This window comes from Pseudomonas sp. HMSC057H01, from assembly GCF_001836405.1.
GTDB lineage: Bacteria > Pseudomonadota > Gammaproteobacteria > Pseudomonadales > Pseudomonadaceae > Pseudomonas > Pseudomonas aeruginosa.
The window spans coordinates 19913-39327 of record NZ_KV828508.1; the positions used below are offsets into that span (position 1 = coordinate 19913).

Genomic DNA, 19415 nt, shown 5'->3' on the forward strand with positions numbered 1-19415 from the left:
GGCTGGCGAGGCTTACTTCAGGGAGGTATCGAGGCGCGCGGCGACTTCGGCTGGCACCCAGTGGCTCCAGATTTCGCGATGCTGGCGAAGGAACTGCGCACGCACCTCGCCGACCTCGCGATGATTCTGCGCCATGTCGGCGAGCAGCTCGTTGAACAGCGGCAAGGGGATCTCGACCTTGCGGAACAGCTCGACCAACGCCGGCGCCTTGTCATGGAAATCGCGGGAAACGCCAATGGTGATCTTCGCCGGCAACGAGCGGGAACCGATGGGGTCGGGGTTCTTCGGATCGGACAGGGTGGCCCAGGCCTTCTCGCTGAACGGCGGCTCTTCCAGTTGCACCAGCTTGAAACGGCCCATCAACGGAGTCGGCGACCAATAGTAGAAAAGCACCGGCTCACCGCGCCGGAAGGCCGCACTGATCGCCGCATCCAGCGCCGGGCCGGTGCCGGTGCGGAAGTTCGTGTAGCTGTCCTGCAACCTGTAGGCCTTGAGCTTCTGGCTGTTGACGATCTCGCAGGTCCAACCGGTCGGGCAGTTGTAGAAACGCCCCTTGGCGGGCTCCTCGGGATCGCGGAACAGCGCCTTGTAGCGCGGCAGGTCGGCGACCGACCTCAACTCCGGCGCCTTCGCCTCGATGCCTCGTTGCGGGTCGCCCTTGACCAGGTACTCCGGCACCCACCAGCCCTCGGTGGCGCCCTTCACCGTCTCGCCGACGGAGAACACCTCGCCCGCCTCCTCCGCCGCGCGCCACACCGGGCTACGCCCGGCCCATTGCTCCCCGGTGACCTGGATATCGTTCTGGCGCAGGGCGTTTTCCATGGTCACGGTATTGCCCGGCAGCGCGTCGGTCTCGCAGCCGTAGCCTTTTTCCAGTACGTAGCGCAACAGGTCGGTGGTGAACATGCCGCTTTCCCAGTTCAGCCCGGCGAACACCACTTTGCCCGGGTACGGGCATTCCGCCGCGACGGCGGTCTGGCTGGCGAGGCTGGCGCCCAGGGCGAGGACGGCGAGGATCTGGCGAAGCGGGGGCATGCGGGTCTCCCGGTTGGAGTCGGACGGCATGCGGAACTATATAGGCATTAAAAATATTGGATTAATAACGTTTGGTTCTTTTGATAGACAAAAGCGCCTACCCTTTCGGTGTAGACGCTTTTTCCTGGCGGCGCCGGCGAATCACAGCGAATCGAGTTCCACCGCACAGACCCACGCCGGCTCGTGTGCCGTCAGGCGCCAATGCTGCAAGCCCTGCAGTCCCTCGGCGCACAGGCAGTCGTGGGCAGCCAGTTGCCCGCGAGGTTGCCCTTGCAAGGAAATCGCTACCCCGCCCTGCTGGGCGAACAGCAGCAGCGTGCTCGCCGTGCCGTGCCAGTCCAGCTCGCCCTCGACCCGCAGCCATTGCAGGCGCGCGCGATGGCGCCGGGGCGCATAGATCAGGTTGAAGTCGCGGATAGCTCCATCGAGCAGGGTGCAGTGCACCTCGCTGTCGCCGGAAAAGGCGAAGGCCTGCCGCGCGCGTAGCGGCGCGGATTCCGCGCCATCCACCCGCAGGCGCATGCCGCCGCCCTCCAGCACGCTGATGATCCGCTGGTAACCGGCGAAGCGGGAGAAGCCGCCGGACTCGCCGACATCGGCGATCGACAGGCGCCAGCCGAAGCCGTCCAGGCCGTCGCCGCCGTCGCGGGCGATCTCCTCGGTGGAGCCGGCGCCGTTCTTCCACGGCATTCTCGGGTAGTCGACGGCGCGCAGGATGCGGAATTCGCTCATGAGCTGAAGCGTCCTTCCAGACGGTGGCGGGAACCCGGGTGCAGCAGCCGCGCGGCGGTCACCGCGACACGCCCGGACCAGGTGCGGCGGCGGATCAGCAGGCACGGCTCGCCGCGTTCGATCTGCAACAGCTTGCACTCGGCCGGCTCGGCGAGGATCGCCTCGACCACATGCTCGCCCTCGGTGAGCGGCGCCACCTGGGTCAGGTAGGCATAGGGCGTTTGCCGGGTGAAATCCTGCTTGAGGTAGTCCGGCGCCACCGCGGCGTTCACGTAGCGGTCCTCGATCTGCACCGGGATATCGTTCTCGTAGTGCACGATCAGCGAGTGGAACACCCGCTGGCCTTCGCGCACGTCCAGTGCCAGGGCGCGCTCGGGGCCGGCGACCTCCTCACCGAGGGTGATCACCTGGCAACGATGGCGATGCCCGCGGGCCGCGATCTCGTCGGCGATATTGTGCACCTCGAACAGTGCCGACTGGCCCTTGGGCTCGGCGACGAAGGTACCGACCCCCTGCATGCGCACCAGCAGGCCGTCGCTGGTCAGTTCGCGCAGGGCGCGATTGATGGTCATGCGACTGAAGCCGAGCTGGCTGACCAGTTCGCTCTCGGAGGGCACCCGGTGGTGCGGCGGCCAGGCGCCCGACTGGATCTGGCTGACGATCATCTGCTTGACCCGCGCGTAGAGCGGCGCCGGTACCTCGCCGAGTTGCGAGGCCAGCGGGGAACGATCGGAAGAAGAGGACGTCACGGAGAGACTCCTTGTCGAGGCGTCGATGAAGTGAGTTTACGCACCGCTTAATCGTCTGTATATGTATATACAAATAAAACAGACTGCGTGTGAGCTGATTATGTCCGCAATTTTCGCTGAACGTGCGTTGCTGCCGGAAGGCTGGGCGCGAAATGTCCGTTTCGAGATTTCCGCGGACGGAGTTCTCGCCGAGATTCGTCCCGACGCCAACGCCGACGGCGCCGAACGCCTCGGCGGCGCCGTGCTGCCGGGGATGCCCAACCTCCATTCGCACGCGTTCCAGCGCGCCATGGCCGGGCTCGCCGAAGTCGCCGGCAATCCCAACGACAGTTTCTGGACCTGGCGCGAGCTGATGTACCGGATGGTCGCTCGGCTGTCGCCGGAACAGATCGAGGTCATCGCCCGCCAGCTCTATATCGAGATGCTCAAGGCCGGCTACACGGCGGTGGCGGAATTCCACTACGTCCATCACGACCTCGACGGCCGCTCCTACGCCGACCCCGCCGAACTTTCCCTGCGCATCTCCCGCGCCGCCAGCGCCGCCGGCATCGGCCTGACCCTGCTTCCCGTGCTTTACAGCCACGCAGGCTTCGGCGGCCAGCCGGCCAGCGAGGGCCAGCGGCGCTTCATCAATGGCAGCGAGGCCTATCTGGAACTGCTCCAGCGCCTGCGCGCGCCGCTGGACGCGGCAGGCCACTCCCTGGGCCTGTGCTTCCACTCCCTGCGCGCGGTGACTCCGCAGCAGATCGCCACGGTCCTCGCCGCCGGCCACGACGACCTGCCGGTCCACATCCATATCGCCGAACAGCAGAAGGAAGTCGACGACTGCCTGGCCTGGAGCGGACGCCGGCCGTTGCAATGGCTGTACGAGAACGTCGCGGTCGACCAGCGCTGGTGCCTGGTCCATGCGACCCACGCCGACCCCGCCGAGGTGGCGGCGATGGCGCGTAGCGGCGCGGTGGCCGGCCTGTGCCTGAGCACCGAGGCCAACCTCGGCGACGGCATCTTCCCGGCGACGGACTTCCTCGCCCAGGGCGGGCGCCTGGGCATCGGCTCGGACAGCCACGTCTCGCTCAGCGTGGTCGAGGAACTCCGCTGGCTGGAATACGGCCAGCGCCTGCGCGACCGGAAACGCAACCGGCTGTACCGCGACGACCAGCCGATGATCGGCCGCACGCTCTACGACGCTGCGCTGGCTGGCGGCGCTCAGGCCCTTGGGCAGCCGATCGGTAGCCTCGCCGTGGGCCGCCGCGCCGACCTGCTGGTGCTCGACGGCAACGACCCCTACCTGGCCAGCGCCGAGGGCGACGCCCTGCTCAACCGCTGGCTGTTCGCCGGCGGCGACCGCCAGGTGCGCGACGTGATGGTGGCCGGCAGATGGGTGGTGCGCGACGGCCGGCATGCCGGGGAAGAACGCAGCGCCCGGGCATTCGTCCAGGTGCTGGGGGAACTGCTCGACTGACCCTGCGCAGCGGCGGACAACCGCGTTGCGCTTATCCGCCCGACTCGTTCGAGCCGTCGGGCGCTAAACGCCGATACTTCCCACGCCAGCCGCCAGGCGTGAACGGCGCTGGAAAGAAAAAACGCCCCGGCGGGGCGTTCCTTCACTGGCTCCGCTTCAACTGGCCGTCGGGTACCCGCCAGATCAGCTCGTCCACCGCGTAACCGCGGCTGCGCGCTTCTTCCAGCAGACGCTCGCGGGTCTGCTGCGAAACCTGCGGGGTACGCGACAGCAGCCACAGGTATTCACGGTTCGGATTGCCCACCAGCGCGGTGCGGTAGTCGTCGTCCACCGCCAGCACCCAATAGTCGCCGCGCGCCACGTTGGGGAAGAGATTGGCGAACCAGTTGTCGAAGCGCACCCACAACTTGTCGGTGCGGCCTGGCTGCTGGGCGACCGCCCGCCCCTCCACCTGCTCCCACTCGCCATCCCGGGTCAGGCAGCGGTTGATCACCTGGATGCTCTGGTCTTCCTGCAAGCGGTAATGCGCTTCCGATTGCGCGCAGTTGCGCTGGAAGAACATCGGCAAGCGCGCCAGTTCGTACCAGGTGCCCTGGTAGCGCTGGAGGTCGACCTGCTCGGTGGCCGGCGGATTCTTCGGCGAGCCCGCGCAACCGACCAGCAGCAAGCCCAGCCACAGGGTGCAGAGCACCCGGATCGGCAGACCGATCACTTGAGCCCCTGGCCGGAGAAGAGCAGCGCCTTGTCGGCCGCGTACTGCACGCTGATGAAAGCCTTCTCGTCGCCCCAGGTGCAGCTGGACATGCCCAGCGCGCCGGAGCACTCGGTGGGCTTGCCGAGGATCGCCTCGACCTCGGCCTTGCTCATGCCGGCCTTGAGCTTGGAATAGTTTTCCTGGTTGATCTTGCTGCAGGCAGCCAGGACGACGCAGAAAGCGACCACGGCCAGGGTACGGAACGACGCCATGAGGAACTCCTTGTTCGGGGGAAGCGCTGCCCTACAGCTTGGCATACGCGGGGGAAATCCGAAGCCTTGGAGTCAGAAACGCGAACCGGGTTCCCTGAGGAACGCCGTCTCCTCCTCGCTGGAAGGGCGGCCGAGAATGGCGTTGCGATGGGGGAAGCGGCCGAAACGGGCGACTACCGCATGATGCCGCTCGGCATAGTCGTAGAAGTCATCGAAGGGCTGGCGCGCACTGCCGCCGACCTGATCGCGCAGGTCGCGGAAGCAGGCTACCGCCCGCTCCTGGCTGGGCAGGTCCTCGGCGTGCTCCAGGACCAGGTAGGCGAACACCCGGCGCACCGGCGGCAACTGGCGGTCGAAGCCTTTCTCCAGGCCCTCGCGCACCACCCGTTGCGCTCGGGCGTCGCCGGCGTAGGCGCGCGGCGTGTCGCGGTAGATCATCCGCGGCAACTGGTCGAGCAACAGGATCAACGCCAGCCAGCCATCGGCCTCGGCCGTCCACTCCTGCAAGCCGCCGTCCAGCGCCTGGTTCACCAGGTCGCCGAAACGGCCGCCGGCATCGGCGTCCTGGCAGACGTTCTTGCCGAACCACAGGCCGTTGCGCTGGGCAACCACCTCGGCGGCATCGCTGGAGGTGCCGAACCACCAGTCGAGCAGGGTCTCCCAGGGCGCGCTCATCGGCCTACTCCGCGTGGTAGCCGGTGATGCGCTCGACTTCCTGCTTCGAGCCGAGGAACACCGCGACACGCTGGTGCAGGTTCTCCGGCTTGATGTCGAGGATGCGCTGGGTGCCGTTGGTGGCGGCGCCGCCGGCCTGCTCGATGATGAACGACATCGGGTTGGCTTCGTACATCAGGCGCAGCTTGCCGGGCTTCTCCGGCTCGCGGGCGTCGCGCGGGTACATGAAGACGCCGCCGCGGGTCAGGATGCGGTGGACGTCGGCGACCATCGAGGCGATCCAGCGCATGTTGTAGTTCTTGCCCAGCGGACCTTCCTTGCCGGCCAGCAGTTCTTCCACGTAGCGTTTCACCGGCGCTTCCCAGTGGCGCTGGTTGGACATGTTGATGGCGAACTCGGCGGTGCTTTCCGGCACGCTGATGTTGTCGTGGGTGAGGACGAAGCTGCCCAGCTCGCGGTCCAGGGTGAAGCCCTTGACGCCGTTGCCGAGGGTCAGCATCAGCATGGTCTGCGGGCCGTAGATGGCGTAGCCGGCGGCGACCTGGGTGGTGCCCGGCTGGAGGAAGGCCTCCTCGCGCAGGGTATCGTTCTGGTTCAGGTACTCGCTGGGGCAGCGCAGCACCGAGAAGATGGTGCCGACCGAGACGTTGACGTCGATGTTGCTGGAGCCGTCCAGCGGGTCGAAGACCAGCAGGTAGGCGCCTTTCGGGTAGCGCCCCGGAATCTGGTAGGGGTGGTCCATCTCCTCGGAGGCCATGCCGGCCAGGTTGCCGGCCCATTCGTTGGCTTCCAGCAGGATCTCGTTGGACATCACGTCCAGCTTCTTCTGCACCTCGCCCTGCACGTTCTCGGTGCCCATGCTGCCGAGTACGCCGCCCAGCGCGCCCTTGGACACCGCATGGCTGATTTCCTTGCAGGCACGCGCCACGACCTCGATGAGGAAGCGCAGGTCGGCCGGGGTGTTGTGGCTGCGGGTCTGCTCGATCAGATAGCGGCTCAGGGTAACGCGGGACATGGATGGCTCCGGAGAGAGGAAAAAACCCGCGCAGTTTAACGCGGAATTGGCGGTCACGCTTGACTCCGCGCAACCGCCGGTTGGAGATCGGCGGCGGTGGCGCGGTTCATTTCCGCGGCGCGCAGCCGATCGACGGTCGTCAGCCGCGTCCCATCTCGCCGTTCAGGCTGGCCTGGACGATTTCCACCCAGTAGCCGTCGGGATCGCTGATGAACGCCACGTTCTTCATGCCTCGGTCCAGCGGCTTGACGAAGTTCACCCCGAGCGTCTCGAAACGCTCGCAGGCCGCCACCAGGTCGGGCACCGAGAAGCAGATGTGGCCGAACCCGCGCGGGTCCTGGTTGCCGTTGTGGTACTGGCTGTCGTCGCTCTCGCTGCCCCAGTTGTGGGTCAGCTCGAGGACCGACTGGCGTCCGAAGGTGTAGCGCTGGCGTTCGTCGAGCGCGTCGGGCACCTCTTCGCCACGGGTCATGGCGAGGAAATACAGGGAGAACCGTCCTTCCTCGAAATCCAGGCGACGCAGCAGGCGCATGCCGAGCACCCGCGAGTAGAAGTCGAGCGAGCGCTTCGGATCCTTGACCCGCAACATGGTGTGGTTGAACACGTATTCCTGGGTGATGGCGTCCGGCTCCATGCAGATGCCGGGCTGTACTTCGGTGTTGAAACTCATCGGGCGATTCCCTCGAACGAAACGGATCGGCAGTGTATGGCGGTCGACCGGGCAGCGAGTAACAGCGGGGTACTACTCTCTTGATGCCGACGCGCGCCGATCGTTCCGTCGACGGGAAACGCGACCGGCGCCGACCGGGCGCCGGCCGCCGTTTCAGAAGTCCAGGCTCAGCGCCAGGCTGACGCTCTGCTGGGTATCGTCCTCGCCCTTGCGCCAGTTGTAGCCGCCGCGCAGCGACAGCTCCGGCGCCAGCTTCTGGCTGAAGCCGAGGGAGACGCGGTTGAGGTGGTCCTGCGGGGTGTAGCCTTCGAGGGTGAAGCGATTGCCCGGCAGGCTGTTGAGGGACATGGTCAGGTCCTGGGTGTCGTCCTCGTACTCGCGTTCGTGGGCGTACTCGGCGAACAGCTGGGTATCGCTGCCGAACGCGTACTTGCCTTGCAGGCCGGCGCCCAGGCGCTTCGAGCTGCGCTTCTGGTCATCGTAGTCGAGCGCGGTGGCGCTGGCGCCCTTCTCGGAATAGCCGTCGACCTCGACCCGCGCGTAGTCGGCGCTGACGAACGGCGACAGGTGCCAGGGACTGTCGGCCTGCTGGGCGATGTCGTAGCCCAGGCGCGCGCTGAACGCCCACAGATGGCCGTTGGTGTCGCCTTTCTCGCTGCGCTCGCCGCCGCCCAGGGCGAACTTGCGCTTCAGGTCGTCGTAGTCGAGGTAGCCGCCGGTCAGCGCCGCGTCAGCCCACCAGCGGTTTTCCTGGTACTGCACGAAGGCGCTGGCCATGTAGCTGTTCATCCGGTAGTCGGAATCCTTGGCGCCGGCTTCCAACTTCTGCCGGTAGAAACCGGCGGCGACCCCGGCGCGCCAGGCCTCGTCGATGCGGTAGCTGCCACCAAGGGTCAGGTTGTAGCCATTGCCGTCGCCGCTGGCGGCGCTGTCCTGGGAGTCGAAGTCCAGGCGCTGGCCACCGCCGCCGACGAAGCCGCGCCACTGGCCGACGTTCTGCCAGTTCTCCCAGTCCGCCTGCCACTGGCTGCGCAGTTCGTCCTGGTAGGCACGCAGGGTGCCGTGGGCCATTTCCGGCAGCAGGGTCAGCTCCCAGGGCGCCGACAGCAGCGAGTAGGTGTAGTCGGCGATCAGGCGCTGGCCGGTGATGGTCGGGTGCACGCTGTCGTTGAACAGCAATTTGCTCGGGTCGGGCGTGCTGCCGTTGATCCCGTAGGTCGGGTTCATGGTGCAGCCGTTGCCGCTGAAACAGGTGCCGATCAGGTTCTGGTCGGCGGCCAGGCCGAAGGAAGCCGGGTTGGCCATGCCTTCCTTGAGCAGCAGCGGGATGTTCAACGGAATGACGTTGGCGCCGGCCTGGCTCAACTGGGCGGTCAGCTCGGCGTTGAACGTGCCGCTGAGTTGGCTGGCGAAAGGCTGCAAGGGACCACCGAAGGTAGCCGGGGTCAGGCCCAGGTCGGGCAACAGCCAGACCACGATGTAGCGCGCGCCGGCCTGCTGCAGGGCCTGCACGCTATCCACCAGGCGACCGGCGGCCTGTTGTGCCTGGACGTCGTTGAGGATGCGCCCCTGGAGGAAGTCGTTGCCGCCGCCGGTGATGTAGTACAACGCGTTCGGGTCGGCACCCAGGCCCTGGCGGGCACGGTCCACCAGGTAGCCATCGCGGCTGCGCAGGAGGGTATTGTCGCGCTCGATCAGCGAGCCGTTGGCCGCGGTGATCGAGTCGTAGATCTGATCGGTCCGGTAGCCGCCCACCGCCCAGTTGTTGCCGTCGGCGATGCCCTGCTGGGCGTTGACCGGCGAGGTCGAGGCAGCCAGGTCGCCCGGGGCGATGCCGAGCTGATTGCCGAGCAGCATGGGCGCGGTCGGTCCGAAGATCTCGCCGCTGCCGTTCTGGTAGGTCGGGCCGACCCGGTTGGTGAAACGCGAGGTGCTTCCGGCGGGGCCGGCAGGATCGGGGAACTGCCCGGCATCGCTGAGGCTGTCGCCGAACACCACCAGCGTCGAATAGGGCGAAGGAGCAGCCTGCGGGGCGGTGGACAGCGAAGCCAGCAGGCAGGCCGCTACCAGTGGCTTGAGCGCCATTCTGATCATTCTCTTACTCCGTGATTTGTTTTTATTGTCGGGCCGCCGCGTCGTCGGCATGCGCCCCGGGGCCCGTCGTAAAGCCTCCTCAGCCGAACAGCATAGCGCGGAACCGGCTCATGGCTTGTTCGGCGAGGAACGCAGCAGGCTCATTGCCATTATTACCAGCAGAGCGACCCCCAGCAGAAGTACCGCCCACAGGCCGATCTTCTTCCAGTCGCTACCCGGTGCCGGCGCCGCGGCCGCCATGGCCACCTCCAGCGGTTCGCCCAGGCTGGCGCTACCCAGGGTGGCGCGCTTGCTCTCGGTATAGCCGGGAATCAGTACGCCGAGCGGCAGCGCCGCCGACTGCGCGCCGGGCTTGCCGAACGCCAGCCGGTACGGCGGGCTGCCGCGCACTAGGAACACCAGTTCGCTGGCCGGCAGGCCGACACTCAGGGACGGGACCTCCGGGCCCAGGCCGGTACCTCGTTGGTCCACCTGCAGACGCAGCTCGCGCACCGCCCAGCCCGGCAGTTCCAGCTCGTTCTGCTGTACGTTGCGGCCGTCGATCGGCAGCCGGTAGAGGACCCCGCGTGCCAGGCTGCTCCAGGCGGCCTCCCGGCGCGGCGAAGCGTTCTCCGTACGATCACGGCCGGACAGTTCCACCGGGACGATGGTGTGGGTCAGCGCCTGCTCCAGGGACACCCGCACCCGCTGCAACGGCAACGCCAGCGGCAACTGCCAGCGGTACTCGCCGTCCCCCGCCTGGCGCCCGGCCAGCGGCTCGGACCAGATCATCGGCGCCGGCTCGGTGCTCCGCGTGCTGCCTTGCAGGCGGGCGCCATGAAGGTCTGCCGCGGTTGCCCCGGCCGGCCAGGCCAGACGCAGGTAGCGGGCCTGGCGGCCGGGAAGCTTGACCTCGCTGACGTCGATGCGTTCGCCGTTGAAGGTCAAGCGGGCGATCTGTCCGTCACCCCAGGCCTGCCAATGCTCGAGGTCGTCGCTGGCTTCCACGGAGAAGCGCTGGAAGCCCTCCTCCGGGCTGCTCCAGTCCAGCCGCAGGCGCTCCAGGGGAAACGTCACCGCGCTCGCGTCGATCAGCCAGCCGCGCAAAGTCTCGGCAGCCGGCCCGGCGTTTTCCGGCAGCACCTCGACTATGGTGCCGCTGGTGTTGCGCTGCACCCGCAGGTTCGGTTGCGTCGCGTCGGCGGCGGACGTGCCTCGCAACGGGAACAGCCGCACCTCGGCCTCATGCGGCGTGCTGGCCTGGCGCTCGCTGCCGGCCACCAGGGCGTAGGGCAAGGCCTCGCCTTCGGCATCGAAGACCCGCAGGTCGCGCAGGTCGGCATGGGCAGCCGACAACTGCACGCTCATCGGGATGCTCAGGCGATACCAGGGACCTTCGCCCTGCAGCGACAGCGCCACCTGGCGGCTGAAACCTTCGGCAGACTCCTTCGCCGACAGCGGCAGGGACAGGCAGGCGCCCAGCAGGAGCAGGCCGGCGGTTCTGAACGAAAAGGAGCGCGTCATGGCTGCTCGGCCTCCGATGCGACCTCGGCGCGACGCGGAGGCAAGGGTGAGAAGTAGCCGACGACCAGCAACAGGACGCCGACCCCGATGAAGGAGATGATTCGCTCCAGGCTGCCACTGTTGCCCAGCTCGACGAAGAACAGCTTGACCACCACGACGCCGACCAGCGCCGCGCCGACCATCCACAGGTCGCGCCGGCCGAGACGGGTACCGGCGATGGTCAGGCCCAGCGCACAGAGCGTCCAGACCAGCGACAGCCCCGCCTGCACCAGCATCGACGCGGCCAGCGCCTCGGCCTGGAACGGTACGCCGGCCAGGTGGTGCGCGGCGCGGCACACCGCCAGGGTCAGCAGGGCGAACAGCGAGGCGCCGGCCAACGCCTGGCGCCCCAGGCGCGCGCTGGCATTGCCATCGACGAGCGAGGCCAGGCTGGCGTCGCTCCAGCGGTAGAGGGCGAACAGCACGATCAGCAGCCCCAGTTCCAGCGGGTTGGCCAGCGGCAGGTAAGGCAGCGGCTCGGCAGCGCCGTCGCTGAGCAGGTTGGCGCTCCAGAACCAGCCGAGCAGCAACAGCGCCACCGGCGCAGCGGCGAGCAGCCGATACTCCCGCGGGAAGTCGCGCAGCGGCCAGGGCAGGCTCCGCCCGCCAGCCACCAGCAGCAGGTAGGCGCTCGGGACCAACGCCCAGCCCAGCCAACGCCAGGCGTTGTACTGTTCGGCGAGCAGGGCGAACAGGTAGCGCAGCTCCAGCGCCAGCACCCCTAGCAACAGCCAGCAACCGAGCACATGGGCAACGCTCAGGGCCTTCGCCGGCAGCAACGGGGCAAGGCGTCGCAGCGACAGCAGGTGCGTGGCGAACAGCAGCGGCCAGGCCAGCCAGCCGAATTCGCCGAACGGCTGGTAATCGAAACGCCAGGCACTGGCCAGGGCCAACAGCGCCACCGGGACCAGCGCCAGGCACAGCAGGGCCAGTTCGCGCCAGCGCTCGCGCAGCGCCAGCAGCATCCACGACGCCACTGTCGCCGCGGCCACCAGCAGCAACGCATGCTCGCGCAGGCCATAAGGCACGAAGCGGACGGTTTCGCACAGCGCGGTCAGCGCCCACCAGCCGGCTCCCCAGAGCAGCAGCAAGTGCGACAGCTCGGCCAGGCCGAGGGTACCGATACCCAGCGCCCGCTCGCGCTCGCCGGCGCGGCGCAGCCGCCAGGCGCCGACCAGCGCCGCCAGGGCCAGCACTGCCGGCGTCCAGAACCCGGAATGGGCCAGGGGCCGCAGGCCTTCGCCGCTCAGCGAGCCGAACAGCGACGGCCCGGCGAGGAGGAACGCCAGGCCGCCCACTACCTGCAAGGCGAGGCCGAAGTAGAAGCTCAGGCGCTGGCGCAGCACCAGGCTCAGCCAGATGATCAGCAGCCCGCTACCGGCCCATACCGCGCTGGCGCTGCGCCAAGGCAGGACGAACAGCACTGCCAGGTTGACGAACGCCAGACCGGCCAGCAGCACCAGGCTCAAGCCCATGAGCAGCCGACTGTCGTCCTTCACCAGCGGGTCGCGCGCCGCCAGCAGCATGCCGCCGATCAGCGCCAGGCCAATCAGCGAGGCGGTCATCAAGCCACGCCAGCCCGAGTCGAATACCCCACCCTGGCCATCGCCGCCCTGCAAATGCAGGAGGAACAGCGCACCGCCCAGCAGTTGCACGGCGAAGGCGCAGAACAGGAAGGTACGCGAGCCCAGGCGCAAGCCGGCGAACAAGCTCGCCAGGCCGGCCACGGCCCAGGCGATGGCGGTGCTGTCGACGGCCAGGCAGAGCGGTGCGACCAGGTAGAGGAAGGCCAGGCCGGCGGCCGCCAGCAACGGCCGGCAGGCCGGCTCCCAGTCGGCCAGCGCTTTCGCCGGCGCGCGACGCAGCTGCCAGAAGCTGAACAGCGCCGCCGCACCGAGCATCAGCGCGCCCAGCGGCGAACCCTCCAGCAACGTCGTCTCACCCGGGCGCACGCCATTCAGGTAGGCCAACGCCGCACCGCCCTGCAACAGCAGGGCGAAGAGCCGCGCCAGGCGGCGTTGCTGGTGCAGGCCGAGCCAGTAGATGCCGGCGCCCTCGACGGCCCAGGCGGCCGAGGTCCAGCGCGCGTCCAGGCCGAGCGGAATGGCCAGGGTGCCGAAGACCACCCCCAGCGCCAGGCAGATTTCCACCAGCAGGCTGGTGCGTCCGGCCGAAGCATGGCCGCGCAGCACCCGCGCCAGGACCATGTAGAAGAGGCCCAGGGCCAGGGCGCTGAAGGCCATGCCGAAGTCGATGTGGCCGATCACCGCGCATTGCAGGCCGAACCCCACCAGTGGCGGGCCGAACAGCACGGTGGCGTCGATGTAGTCGGCCTGTCGCGCCGACCAGCGCAGCAGTTCGCCGCGCTCGGCAGGCGCCTGCGCGGCCTCCAGCAGCTTGCGGCGGGCGAAGAGCAGGCCGATCCCGACGTACATCAGGAAGAACAGGGCCAGGAACGGCTCGGTGCTGGCGAACAGCTCCGGTGTATAGGAGCGCAGTCCCCAGGCGAAGCCGATGCCGAAGGTGCCGACGAAGCCGACCAGGTTGAGCGGCCGCCAGGCGCGGAACCAGGCGATGGCGAAGATGCCGGCGTTGAGCAGGGCGAAGTAGCTGAACAGCGCTACATGGTTGCCGCTGCCGGTGGAGGTCAGGATCGGCGCGGCGAAGCCGCCGAGCGCCGCCACCACCGCCAGGCCCATGGCGTTCTGCAGCACGGCGAGGATCGCCGAGCAGATCGTCACCACCACCAGCAGGGCCAGCGCCGCGCCGGGAGAGATCAGCGGATGCAGGCGCATGGCGGCGAAGATGGTCAGGTACAGCACCGCGATACCGGTGCCTTGCAGGATCAGGCCGTAGGCGGCGCGCCGCTCGCGCAACCACCAGCCGACGCCGAGCAGCGCCATCGCTGCCAGCGCCACCCCGGCGTAGCGGTACTCCACCGGCACCGCCACCCGTTCCGAGGCATAGCGCAGGAGGAAGGCCAGGCCGATGAACAGCAGCACCACGCCGATGCGCAATACCGTGTTGCCGCCGAACAGCCAGCCCTTGGCCGCGGCGAAGCCACGCTCGACCAGCGAGGGTTCGCGTGGAGGCGCTGGAGGGGCGGCACGGCGCGGCGCTGGCTGGGCGTCAGGCTGGAACGCCGGCTGACGCTCGATGGGCTGGACGGGTTCGGGGGGACGAGGCGGAGGCGGCGCAGCCTCGACGGCCGGCAGCTCGATGTCCCAGTCCAGCGGCGGGGCAACCTCGGCGGGAGGAGCGGGAGGCGTGTCTGCGAGCGGCTGGTCGATGCCGGCGGCCGGCTCGGGAACGCTTTCGGGAAGGTCCTGCGCCTGGCGCTCCACGCGCAGCAAGCGCTGGTGGATGACCTCGGTGCCGCGCTCGAAGCGTTCGGCGAATTCGCTCATCTGCTTGCGCAGGCGATCGTTCTGTTGCGCCAGGTTCTGCAGCGAGACGGCCTGTCCCAGGGCCAGGCCGGAAAGGCCGCCGAGGAGGGCGCCGACCAGCGATTCCCCGGCGAAGCCGCCGAGGATCAGGCCCACCAGCATGAAAATCCATTGCATGCGTCGAATCCTTGATCAAGAGGTACCACGATCCACTGATACCTGCCCTGGCCATCCTGCCAGAGCGGAACCCGCGCCGGGAGTATACAGCCCGCATTCCAGAGATTCGACGCATTCCGACGCCCGCCCCGTGGCGAGCTACCTCTTCCTGGCGATGAACTGGACCACGCAGGCCGCGCCGGTGTGGAAACGGCCCTCGACCACCTCGCGCTCGATTTCCCGCGCCAGCAGCACTTCGCACTCCGGCAGCTCAGCCTCCAGCGCCGCACGGCTCACCAGCATGTCGACGTCCGCCGGGCCGCCGGTGCCGCGGCCGAGTTGTTCCGGCCGATAGGCCTCCAGCAGGAAGAGACCGCCCGGTCGCAGCGAACGCTCCAGCAGGCGGTTGAGTCTGCCGCGCACGCGACTGGGCAGGTGCGCGAAGATCGACACCACCGCTCCGAACGCCGCTGCCGGCGGTTCGTAGTCCGCCAGGTCGACCACCAGGGTGTCGATCGACACGCCTTTCGCCTCGGCCAGCCGGCGCGCCTTGGCCAGGCCGACGGCGGAGCCGTCCACGCCAAGCACCTCCAGCCCCAGCGAAGCGAGGAACACCGCGTTGCGCCCCTCGCCCTCGGCGACGCTCAGCACCGGCCCGGCCAGCCGCTGCGCATGCTCCTTCAGGAAAGCGTTGGGTTCGGTTCCGTAGACATACTCTTCGGCGGCATAGCGTTCGTCCCACATGATGTTCACCTCGTCTGTATTTCGTCACGGCCCAGGTGCCGAAACGCTAGTCTTCCACTTCAAGTCGACTTGAGGTCAAGGGCATGCGGCAACTGGACATAGGCGAGGTCGCGCGACGATCCGGGGTACCGGCCTCGACCCTGCGCTACTACGAGGAAAAGGGACTGATCGCCTCCAGCGGCCGGCACGGCCTGCGCCGGCTGTTCGATGCAGGCGTGCTGGAGCGGCTGGCGCTGATCGGGCTGGGCCGCGCCGCCGGGTTGTCGCTGGACGAGATTGCCGGCATGGGCGCAGCCGACGGCGCGCTGCGGATCGACCGCGCGGCGCTGGCGGCCAAGGCCGACGAACTGGACCGGACGATCCGCCGCCTCGCCGCCATGCGCGACGGCCTGCGGCATGCCGCGGCCTGTCCGGCGCGCGAGCACATGGACTGCCCGACGTTCCGCCGCTTGCTGCGGGCCGCTGCCGCGGGGGCCATCAAGCCACGCCGGAAAGCGCCCGGCGCATAGCAAAACGGCCGGTAGGCCGGGCACCCCTGCCCTGCCTGCCGGCCGCGAGGCACGCCGTTGCGGCGCGCCGGTACGGCAACGGTTTAGACCTTGCTGCGCTCGTAGCGCTTGCGGTCGTTCTCGTTGAGCATCTTCTTGCGCAGGCGGATCGACTTCGGCGTCACTTCCACCAGCTCGTCGTCGGCGATGAACTCCAGCGCCTGCTCGAGGGTGAAGCGGATCGGCGGAACCAGGGCGATGACTTCGTCCTTGCCGGAAGCGCGCATGTTGTCGAGCTTCTTGCCCTTGGTCGGGTTGATCACCAGATCGTTGTCACGGCTGTTGATGCCGGCCAACTGGCCTTCGTAGATTTCGTCGCCCGGGCCGAGGAACAGCTTGCCGCGGCTCTGCAGGGTCTCCAGCGAGTAGGTCAGGGCGGTGCCGGTGGCCATGGAGACCAGTACGCCGTTCTGGCGGTTGCTGACTTCGCCGGCCTTGATCGGACCGTAGTGGCTGAAGGTCGAGGTCAGGATGCCGGTGCCCGAGGTCAGGGTCAGGAAGTTGTTGCGGAAGCCGATCAGGCCGCGCGCCGGAATGGTGTACTCCAGGCGCACGCGGCCCTTGCCGTCGGGAATCATGTTGCTCAGGTCGCCCTTGCGCAGGCCCATCTGCTCCATCACCGAGCCCTGGTGCTGCTCCTCGATGTCGATGGTGACGTTCTCGTAGGGCTCCTGCTTCTCGCCGTCCTTCTCGATGATCACCACTTCCGGGCGGCCCACGGCCAGCTCGAAGCCTTCGCGGCGCATGGTCTCGATCAGTACCGACAGGTGCAGTTCGCCACGGCCGGAAACCTTGAACTTCTCCGGGCTGTCGCCCGGCTCGACGCGCAGCGCCACGTTATGCAGCAGTTCCTTCTCCAGGCGCTCCTTGATGTTGCGGCTGGTGACGAACTTGCCTTCGCGGCCGGCGAACGGCGAATCGTTGACCTGGAAGGTCATGCTCACGGTCGGCTGGTCGACGGTCAGCGGCGGCAGCGCCTCGACGTTCTGCGGGTCGCACAGGGTATCGGAGATGAACAGCTCCTCCATGCCGCTGACGCAGACGATGTCGCCGGCTTCCGCCTCGGCCACCTCGACGCGCTGCAGGCCGTGGTGGCCCATGATCTTCAGGATGCGGCCGTTGCGCTTGCTGCCGTCGTCGCTGATGGCCACCACCGGGGTGTTGGACTTGACCTTGCCGCGGGTGATGCGGCCGATACCGATCACGCCGAGGAAGCTGTTGTAGTCCAGCTGCGAGATCTGCATCTGGAACGGACCCTCGGTGTCCACCACCGGGGCCGGGACGTGGTCGATGATCGCCTGGAACAGCGCGTCCATGTTGTCGTCCATCTTCTCGTGGTCGAGGCCGGCGATGCCGTTCAGGGCGCTGGCGTAGACGATCGGGAAGTCGAGTTGCTCGTCGGTGGCGCCGAGGTTGTCGAACAGGTCGAAGATCTGGTCGATGACCCAGTCCGGACGCGCGCCCGGACGGTCGATCTTGTTCACCACCACGATCGGACGCAGGCCGGCCTTGAAGGCCTTCTGGGTCACGAAGCGGGTCTGCGGCATGGGGCCGTCCTGGGCGTCGACCACCAGCAGCACGGAGTCGACCATCGACATCACGCGCTCCACCTCGCCGCCGAAGTCGGCATGACCGGGGGTGTCGACGATGTTGATGTTGTAGCCGTTCCACTTGATCGCGGTGTTCTTCGCCAGGATGGTGATGCCACGCTCTTTTTCCTGGTCGTTGGAGTCCATCACCCGCTCGCTTTCCGCTTCTTTGCGGTCGAGGGTGCCGGACAGCTTCAGCAGCTTGTCCACCAGGGTGGTCTTGCCATGGTCGACGTGGGCGATGATGGCGATGTTGCGCAGATTTTCGATCACAAGTCTTGTCTCGTTTAACGCCCGAAGCGCGGCTTCGCGGCGGTGGTGGGGTCGGACAGGGCGGCGCCCGACACGACAGGCTTCTTCAATTAAGGGGCGGGCAGCAGGCGGACGCTGCCCCGGTCCGGCCGGCACGCCGAAGGGCGGGCATCGGCCTAGGCGGCGGACGTGTCGGGAGGACGGTGGCGGATGCTGCCGCCGAACAAGCCCGGCTGCTTAAGCCGGACGATAAACACGCACATTGGTGTGCCCCTCGTTGAGCAGATGATGGGCATGCAGGCGGCTCATCACCCCTTTGTCGCAATACAGGAGGTACTGGCGGTTGGCGTCCAGTTCCTTGAAGCGGCTGTTGATCGCGTAGAACGGCAGCGCCTGGACTTCGACGCCTTCCAGGGCCAGGGGTTCGTCTTCCTGGGCATCAGGATGGCGGATATCGATGACAATCTGACCGGGCAGCACCTCGCCGACCTCTTCCACCTGCAGGTCCTGGCCGAGTTCGTCGATCACCCGGTCGACGGTGCGCTGGGTGGCGCGCTCCAGGGCGCGCTCGAGCACCGCCATGTCGAATTTCGACTCTTCGTGCTCGACGCGGTAGGGCTTGGCCTGGGTGGTCGGGTTCACCGAGATCACCCCGCAGTATTCCGGCATGTGCCGGGCGAACTCGGCGGTGCCGATCTGCCGGGCGGTGTCGATGATGTCCTGCTTGTGGCTGACGATCAGCGGGCGCAGCACCAGGGTGTCGGTAACCCGGTCGATCACCGAGAGGTTCGGCAGGGTCTGGCTGGACACCTGGGAGATCGCCTCGCCGGTCACCAGCGCGTCCAGCTCCAGGCGCTCGGCCACGCGGCTGGCGGCGCGCAGCATCATGCGCTTGAGGGTCACGCCCATATAGCTGTCGTCGACCTTGGTGAGGATCTCGCCGACCACTTCCTCGAACGGCACGCTGATGAACAGCACGCGCTGCGAGCGGCCGTACTTCTCCCACAGGTAGTGGGCGACTTCCATCACCCCCAGTTCGTGGGCGCGCCCGCCGAGGTTGAAGAACACGAAGTGGCTGATCATCCCGCGGCGCATCATCTGGTAGGCCGCCACGGTCGAGTCGAAGCCGCCGGACATCAGCACCAGCACCTGTTCCAGCGCGCCCAGCGGATAGCCGCCCAGGCCCGGATGCTGGCGATGGATGACGAACAGGCGGTCGAGGCGGATTTCCATCCGCACCTCGACTTCCGGCTGCTTCAGGTCGATCCCGGCAGCCCCGCATTCGCGGCGCAGGCCGCTGCCGACGTAACGCTCCACCTCCATCGAGGTGAACGCGTGCTTGCCGGCGCGCTTGCAGCGCACGGCGAAGGTCTTGCCGGCCAACTGGTCGCCGAAATGCGCCTTGCACTTGGCGAGGATGTCGTCGAAATCGCCCAGCGGATACTCGTGGACCTCGAGGAAATGACCGATGCCCGGGGTGCAGGTCAGGCGCTCGATCATTTCGCGCCTGACCTTGGCGTCGACCACGGCGGTCTCTACCTCAAGGTTGTCCCACTCGCCCTCGACCTTCAGCTCCGGGTCCAGGTCGCGCAGCACCGCGCGGATGTTCTTCGCCAACTGCCGGATGAAGCGCTTGCGCACCGGCCGGCTCTTGATGGTGATTTCCTGGAAGGTCTTGACGATGAGTTTCATGCGAGGGACGCGAACGCGCGGGGCGACGGAAAAAAAGGGGCGGAATTATATCTGAAATTGCTCACGTATTGAGCAGAAATATGCACAGTTATTTTTGCTGCACCAAAA

Annotated in this window: 16 protein-coding genes; 2 read left to right on the top strand and 14 right to left on the bottom strand. The window is 67.6% G+C overall.

Going from position 1 to position 19415, the window contains the following annotated elements:
- Nucleotides 1–12: 12 nt before the first annotated feature.
- From HMPREF2581_RS22030 to hutC, 3 genes are all read right to left on the bottom strand, one after another.
- Nucleotides 13–1035, bottom strand: a complete 1023-nt coding sequence (locus HMPREF2581_RS22030; RefSeq protein WP_003101766.1) for an ABC transporter substrate-binding protein — start codon at nucleotides 1033–1035, stop codon at nucleotides 13–15.
- A gap of 141 nt (nucleotides 1036–1176) precedes the next feature.
- Nucleotides 1177–1767, bottom strand: coding sequence for a HutD/Ves family protein (locus HMPREF2581_RS22035; RefSeq protein ID WP_003095969.1), 591 nt, complete (start codon nucleotides 1765–1767; stop codon nucleotides 1177–1179).
- Nucleotides 1764–2516 (bottom strand): histidine utilization repressor, encoded by a 753-nt coding sequence (gene hutC, locus HMPREF2581_RS22040; protein WP_003095970.1) that lies wholly within the window; start codon nucleotides 2514–2516, stop codon nucleotides 1764–1766. The genes HMPREF2581_RS22035 and hutC overlap by 4 nt, the downstream gene beginning before the upstream one ends.
- A 100-nt stretch (nucleotides 2517–2616) precedes the next feature.
- Here hutC and HMPREF2581_RS22045 point away from each other — a divergent pair, with 100 nt between their 5' ends.
- On the top strand, nucleotides 2617–3978 hold the full coding sequence (locus HMPREF2581_RS22045) for a formimidoylglutamate deiminase (protein ID WP_003141831.1): 1362 nt from the start codon (nucleotides 2617–2619) through the stop codon (nucleotides 3976–3978).
- 142 nt (nucleotides 3979–4120) lie between these two features.
- On the opposite strand, the gene HMPREF2581_RS22050 is transcribed toward HMPREF2581_RS22045, so the two are convergent.
- The 9 genes from HMPREF2581_RS22050 to HMPREF2581_RS22090 form a co-directional block, all read right to left on the bottom strand.
- Entirely contained in the window at nucleotides 4121–4690 is a 570-nt protein-coding gene (locus tag HMPREF2581_RS22050; protein WP_003141833.1) for a lipocalin family protein, read from the bottom strand.
- On the bottom strand, nucleotides 4687–4944 hold the full coding sequence (bamE, locus tag HMPREF2581_RS22055; RefSeq protein WP_003095983.1) for an outer membrane protein assembly factor BamE domain-containing protein: 258 nt from the start codon (nucleotides 4942–4944) through the stop codon (nucleotides 4687–4689). Before bamE ends, HMPREF2581_RS22050 begins: the two co-directional genes overlap by 4 nt.
- Before the next feature lie 72 nt (nucleotides 4945–5016).
- Nucleotides 5017–5619 carry a DUF924 family protein gene (locus HMPREF2581_RS22060; protein WP_003095987.1) on the bottom strand — a complete coding sequence of 201 codons (603 nt, stop codon included), beginning with the start codon at nucleotides 5617–5619 and terminating at the stop codon, nucleotides 5017–5019.
- A 4-nt stretch (nucleotides 5620–5623) separates the two neighbouring features.
- Entirely contained in the window at nucleotides 5624–6634 is a 1011-nt protein-coding gene (locus HMPREF2581_RS22065; RefSeq protein ID WP_003110175.1) for a class 1 fructose-bisphosphatase, read from the bottom strand.
- A 139-nt stretch (nucleotides 6635–6773) separates the two neighbouring features.
- Entirely contained in the window at nucleotides 6774–7304 is a 531-nt protein-coding gene (gene gloA / locus HMPREF2581_RS22070; RefSeq protein WP_003141835.1) for a lactoylglutathione lyase, read from the bottom strand.
- Between the two features lie 153 nt (nucleotides 7305–7457).
- Complete coding sequence (estA, locus tag HMPREF2581_RS22075; RefSeq protein WP_003115524.1) at nucleotides 7458–9398, bottom strand: esterase EstA; 1941 nt, start codon at nucleotides 9396–9398, stop codon at nucleotides 7458–7460.
- A gap of 108 nt (nucleotides 9399–9506) precedes the next feature.
- Nucleotides 9507–10901, bottom strand: coding sequence for a DUF3999 domain-containing protein (locus HMPREF2581_RS22080; RefSeq protein ID WP_003141838.1), 1395 nt, complete (start codon nucleotides 10899–10901; stop codon nucleotides 9507–9509).
- Nucleotides 10898–14503 (bottom strand): DUF2339 domain-containing protein, encoded by a 3606-nt coding sequence (locus HMPREF2581_RS22085; RefSeq protein WP_003141840.1) that lies wholly within the window; start codon nucleotides 14501–14503, stop codon nucleotides 10898–10900. Before HMPREF2581_RS22085 ends, HMPREF2581_RS22080 begins: the two co-directional genes overlap by 4 nt.
- A gap of 138 nt (nucleotides 14504–14641) precedes the next feature.
- Entirely contained in the window at nucleotides 14642–15226 is a 585-nt protein-coding gene (locus tag HMPREF2581_RS22090) for an SAM-dependent methyltransferase (protein ID WP_003110179.1), read from the bottom strand.
- Between the two features lie 83 nt (nucleotides 15227–15309).
- On the opposite strand from HMPREF2581_RS22090, the gene HMPREF2581_RS22095 reads away from it, so the two are divergent.
- On the top strand, nucleotides 15310–15735 hold the full coding sequence (locus HMPREF2581_RS22095; RefSeq protein ID WP_003114472.1) for a helix-turn-helix domain-containing protein: 426 nt from the start codon (nucleotides 15310–15312) through the stop codon (nucleotides 15733–15735).
- Nucleotides 15736–15818: 83 nt separating this feature from the next.
- Here the strand turns inward: HMPREF2581_RS22095 and typA are convergent, their stop codons facing one another.
- Nucleotides 15819–17636, bottom strand: coding sequence for a translational GTPase TypA (typA, locus tag HMPREF2581_RS22100; RefSeq protein WP_003096009.1), 1818 nt, complete (start codon nucleotides 17634–17636; stop codon nucleotides 15819–15821).
- Between the two features lie 216 nt (nucleotides 17637–17852).
- The gene (gene thiI, locus HMPREF2581_RS22105; RefSeq protein ID WP_003141843.1) at nucleotides 17853–19307 is read right to left on the bottom strand and encodes a tRNA uracil 4-sulfurtransferase ThiI; all 1455 of its coding nucleotides are present in this window, start codon (nucleotides 19305–19307) and stop codon (nucleotides 17853–17855) included.
- Nucleotides 19308–19415 lie beyond the last annotated feature (108 nt).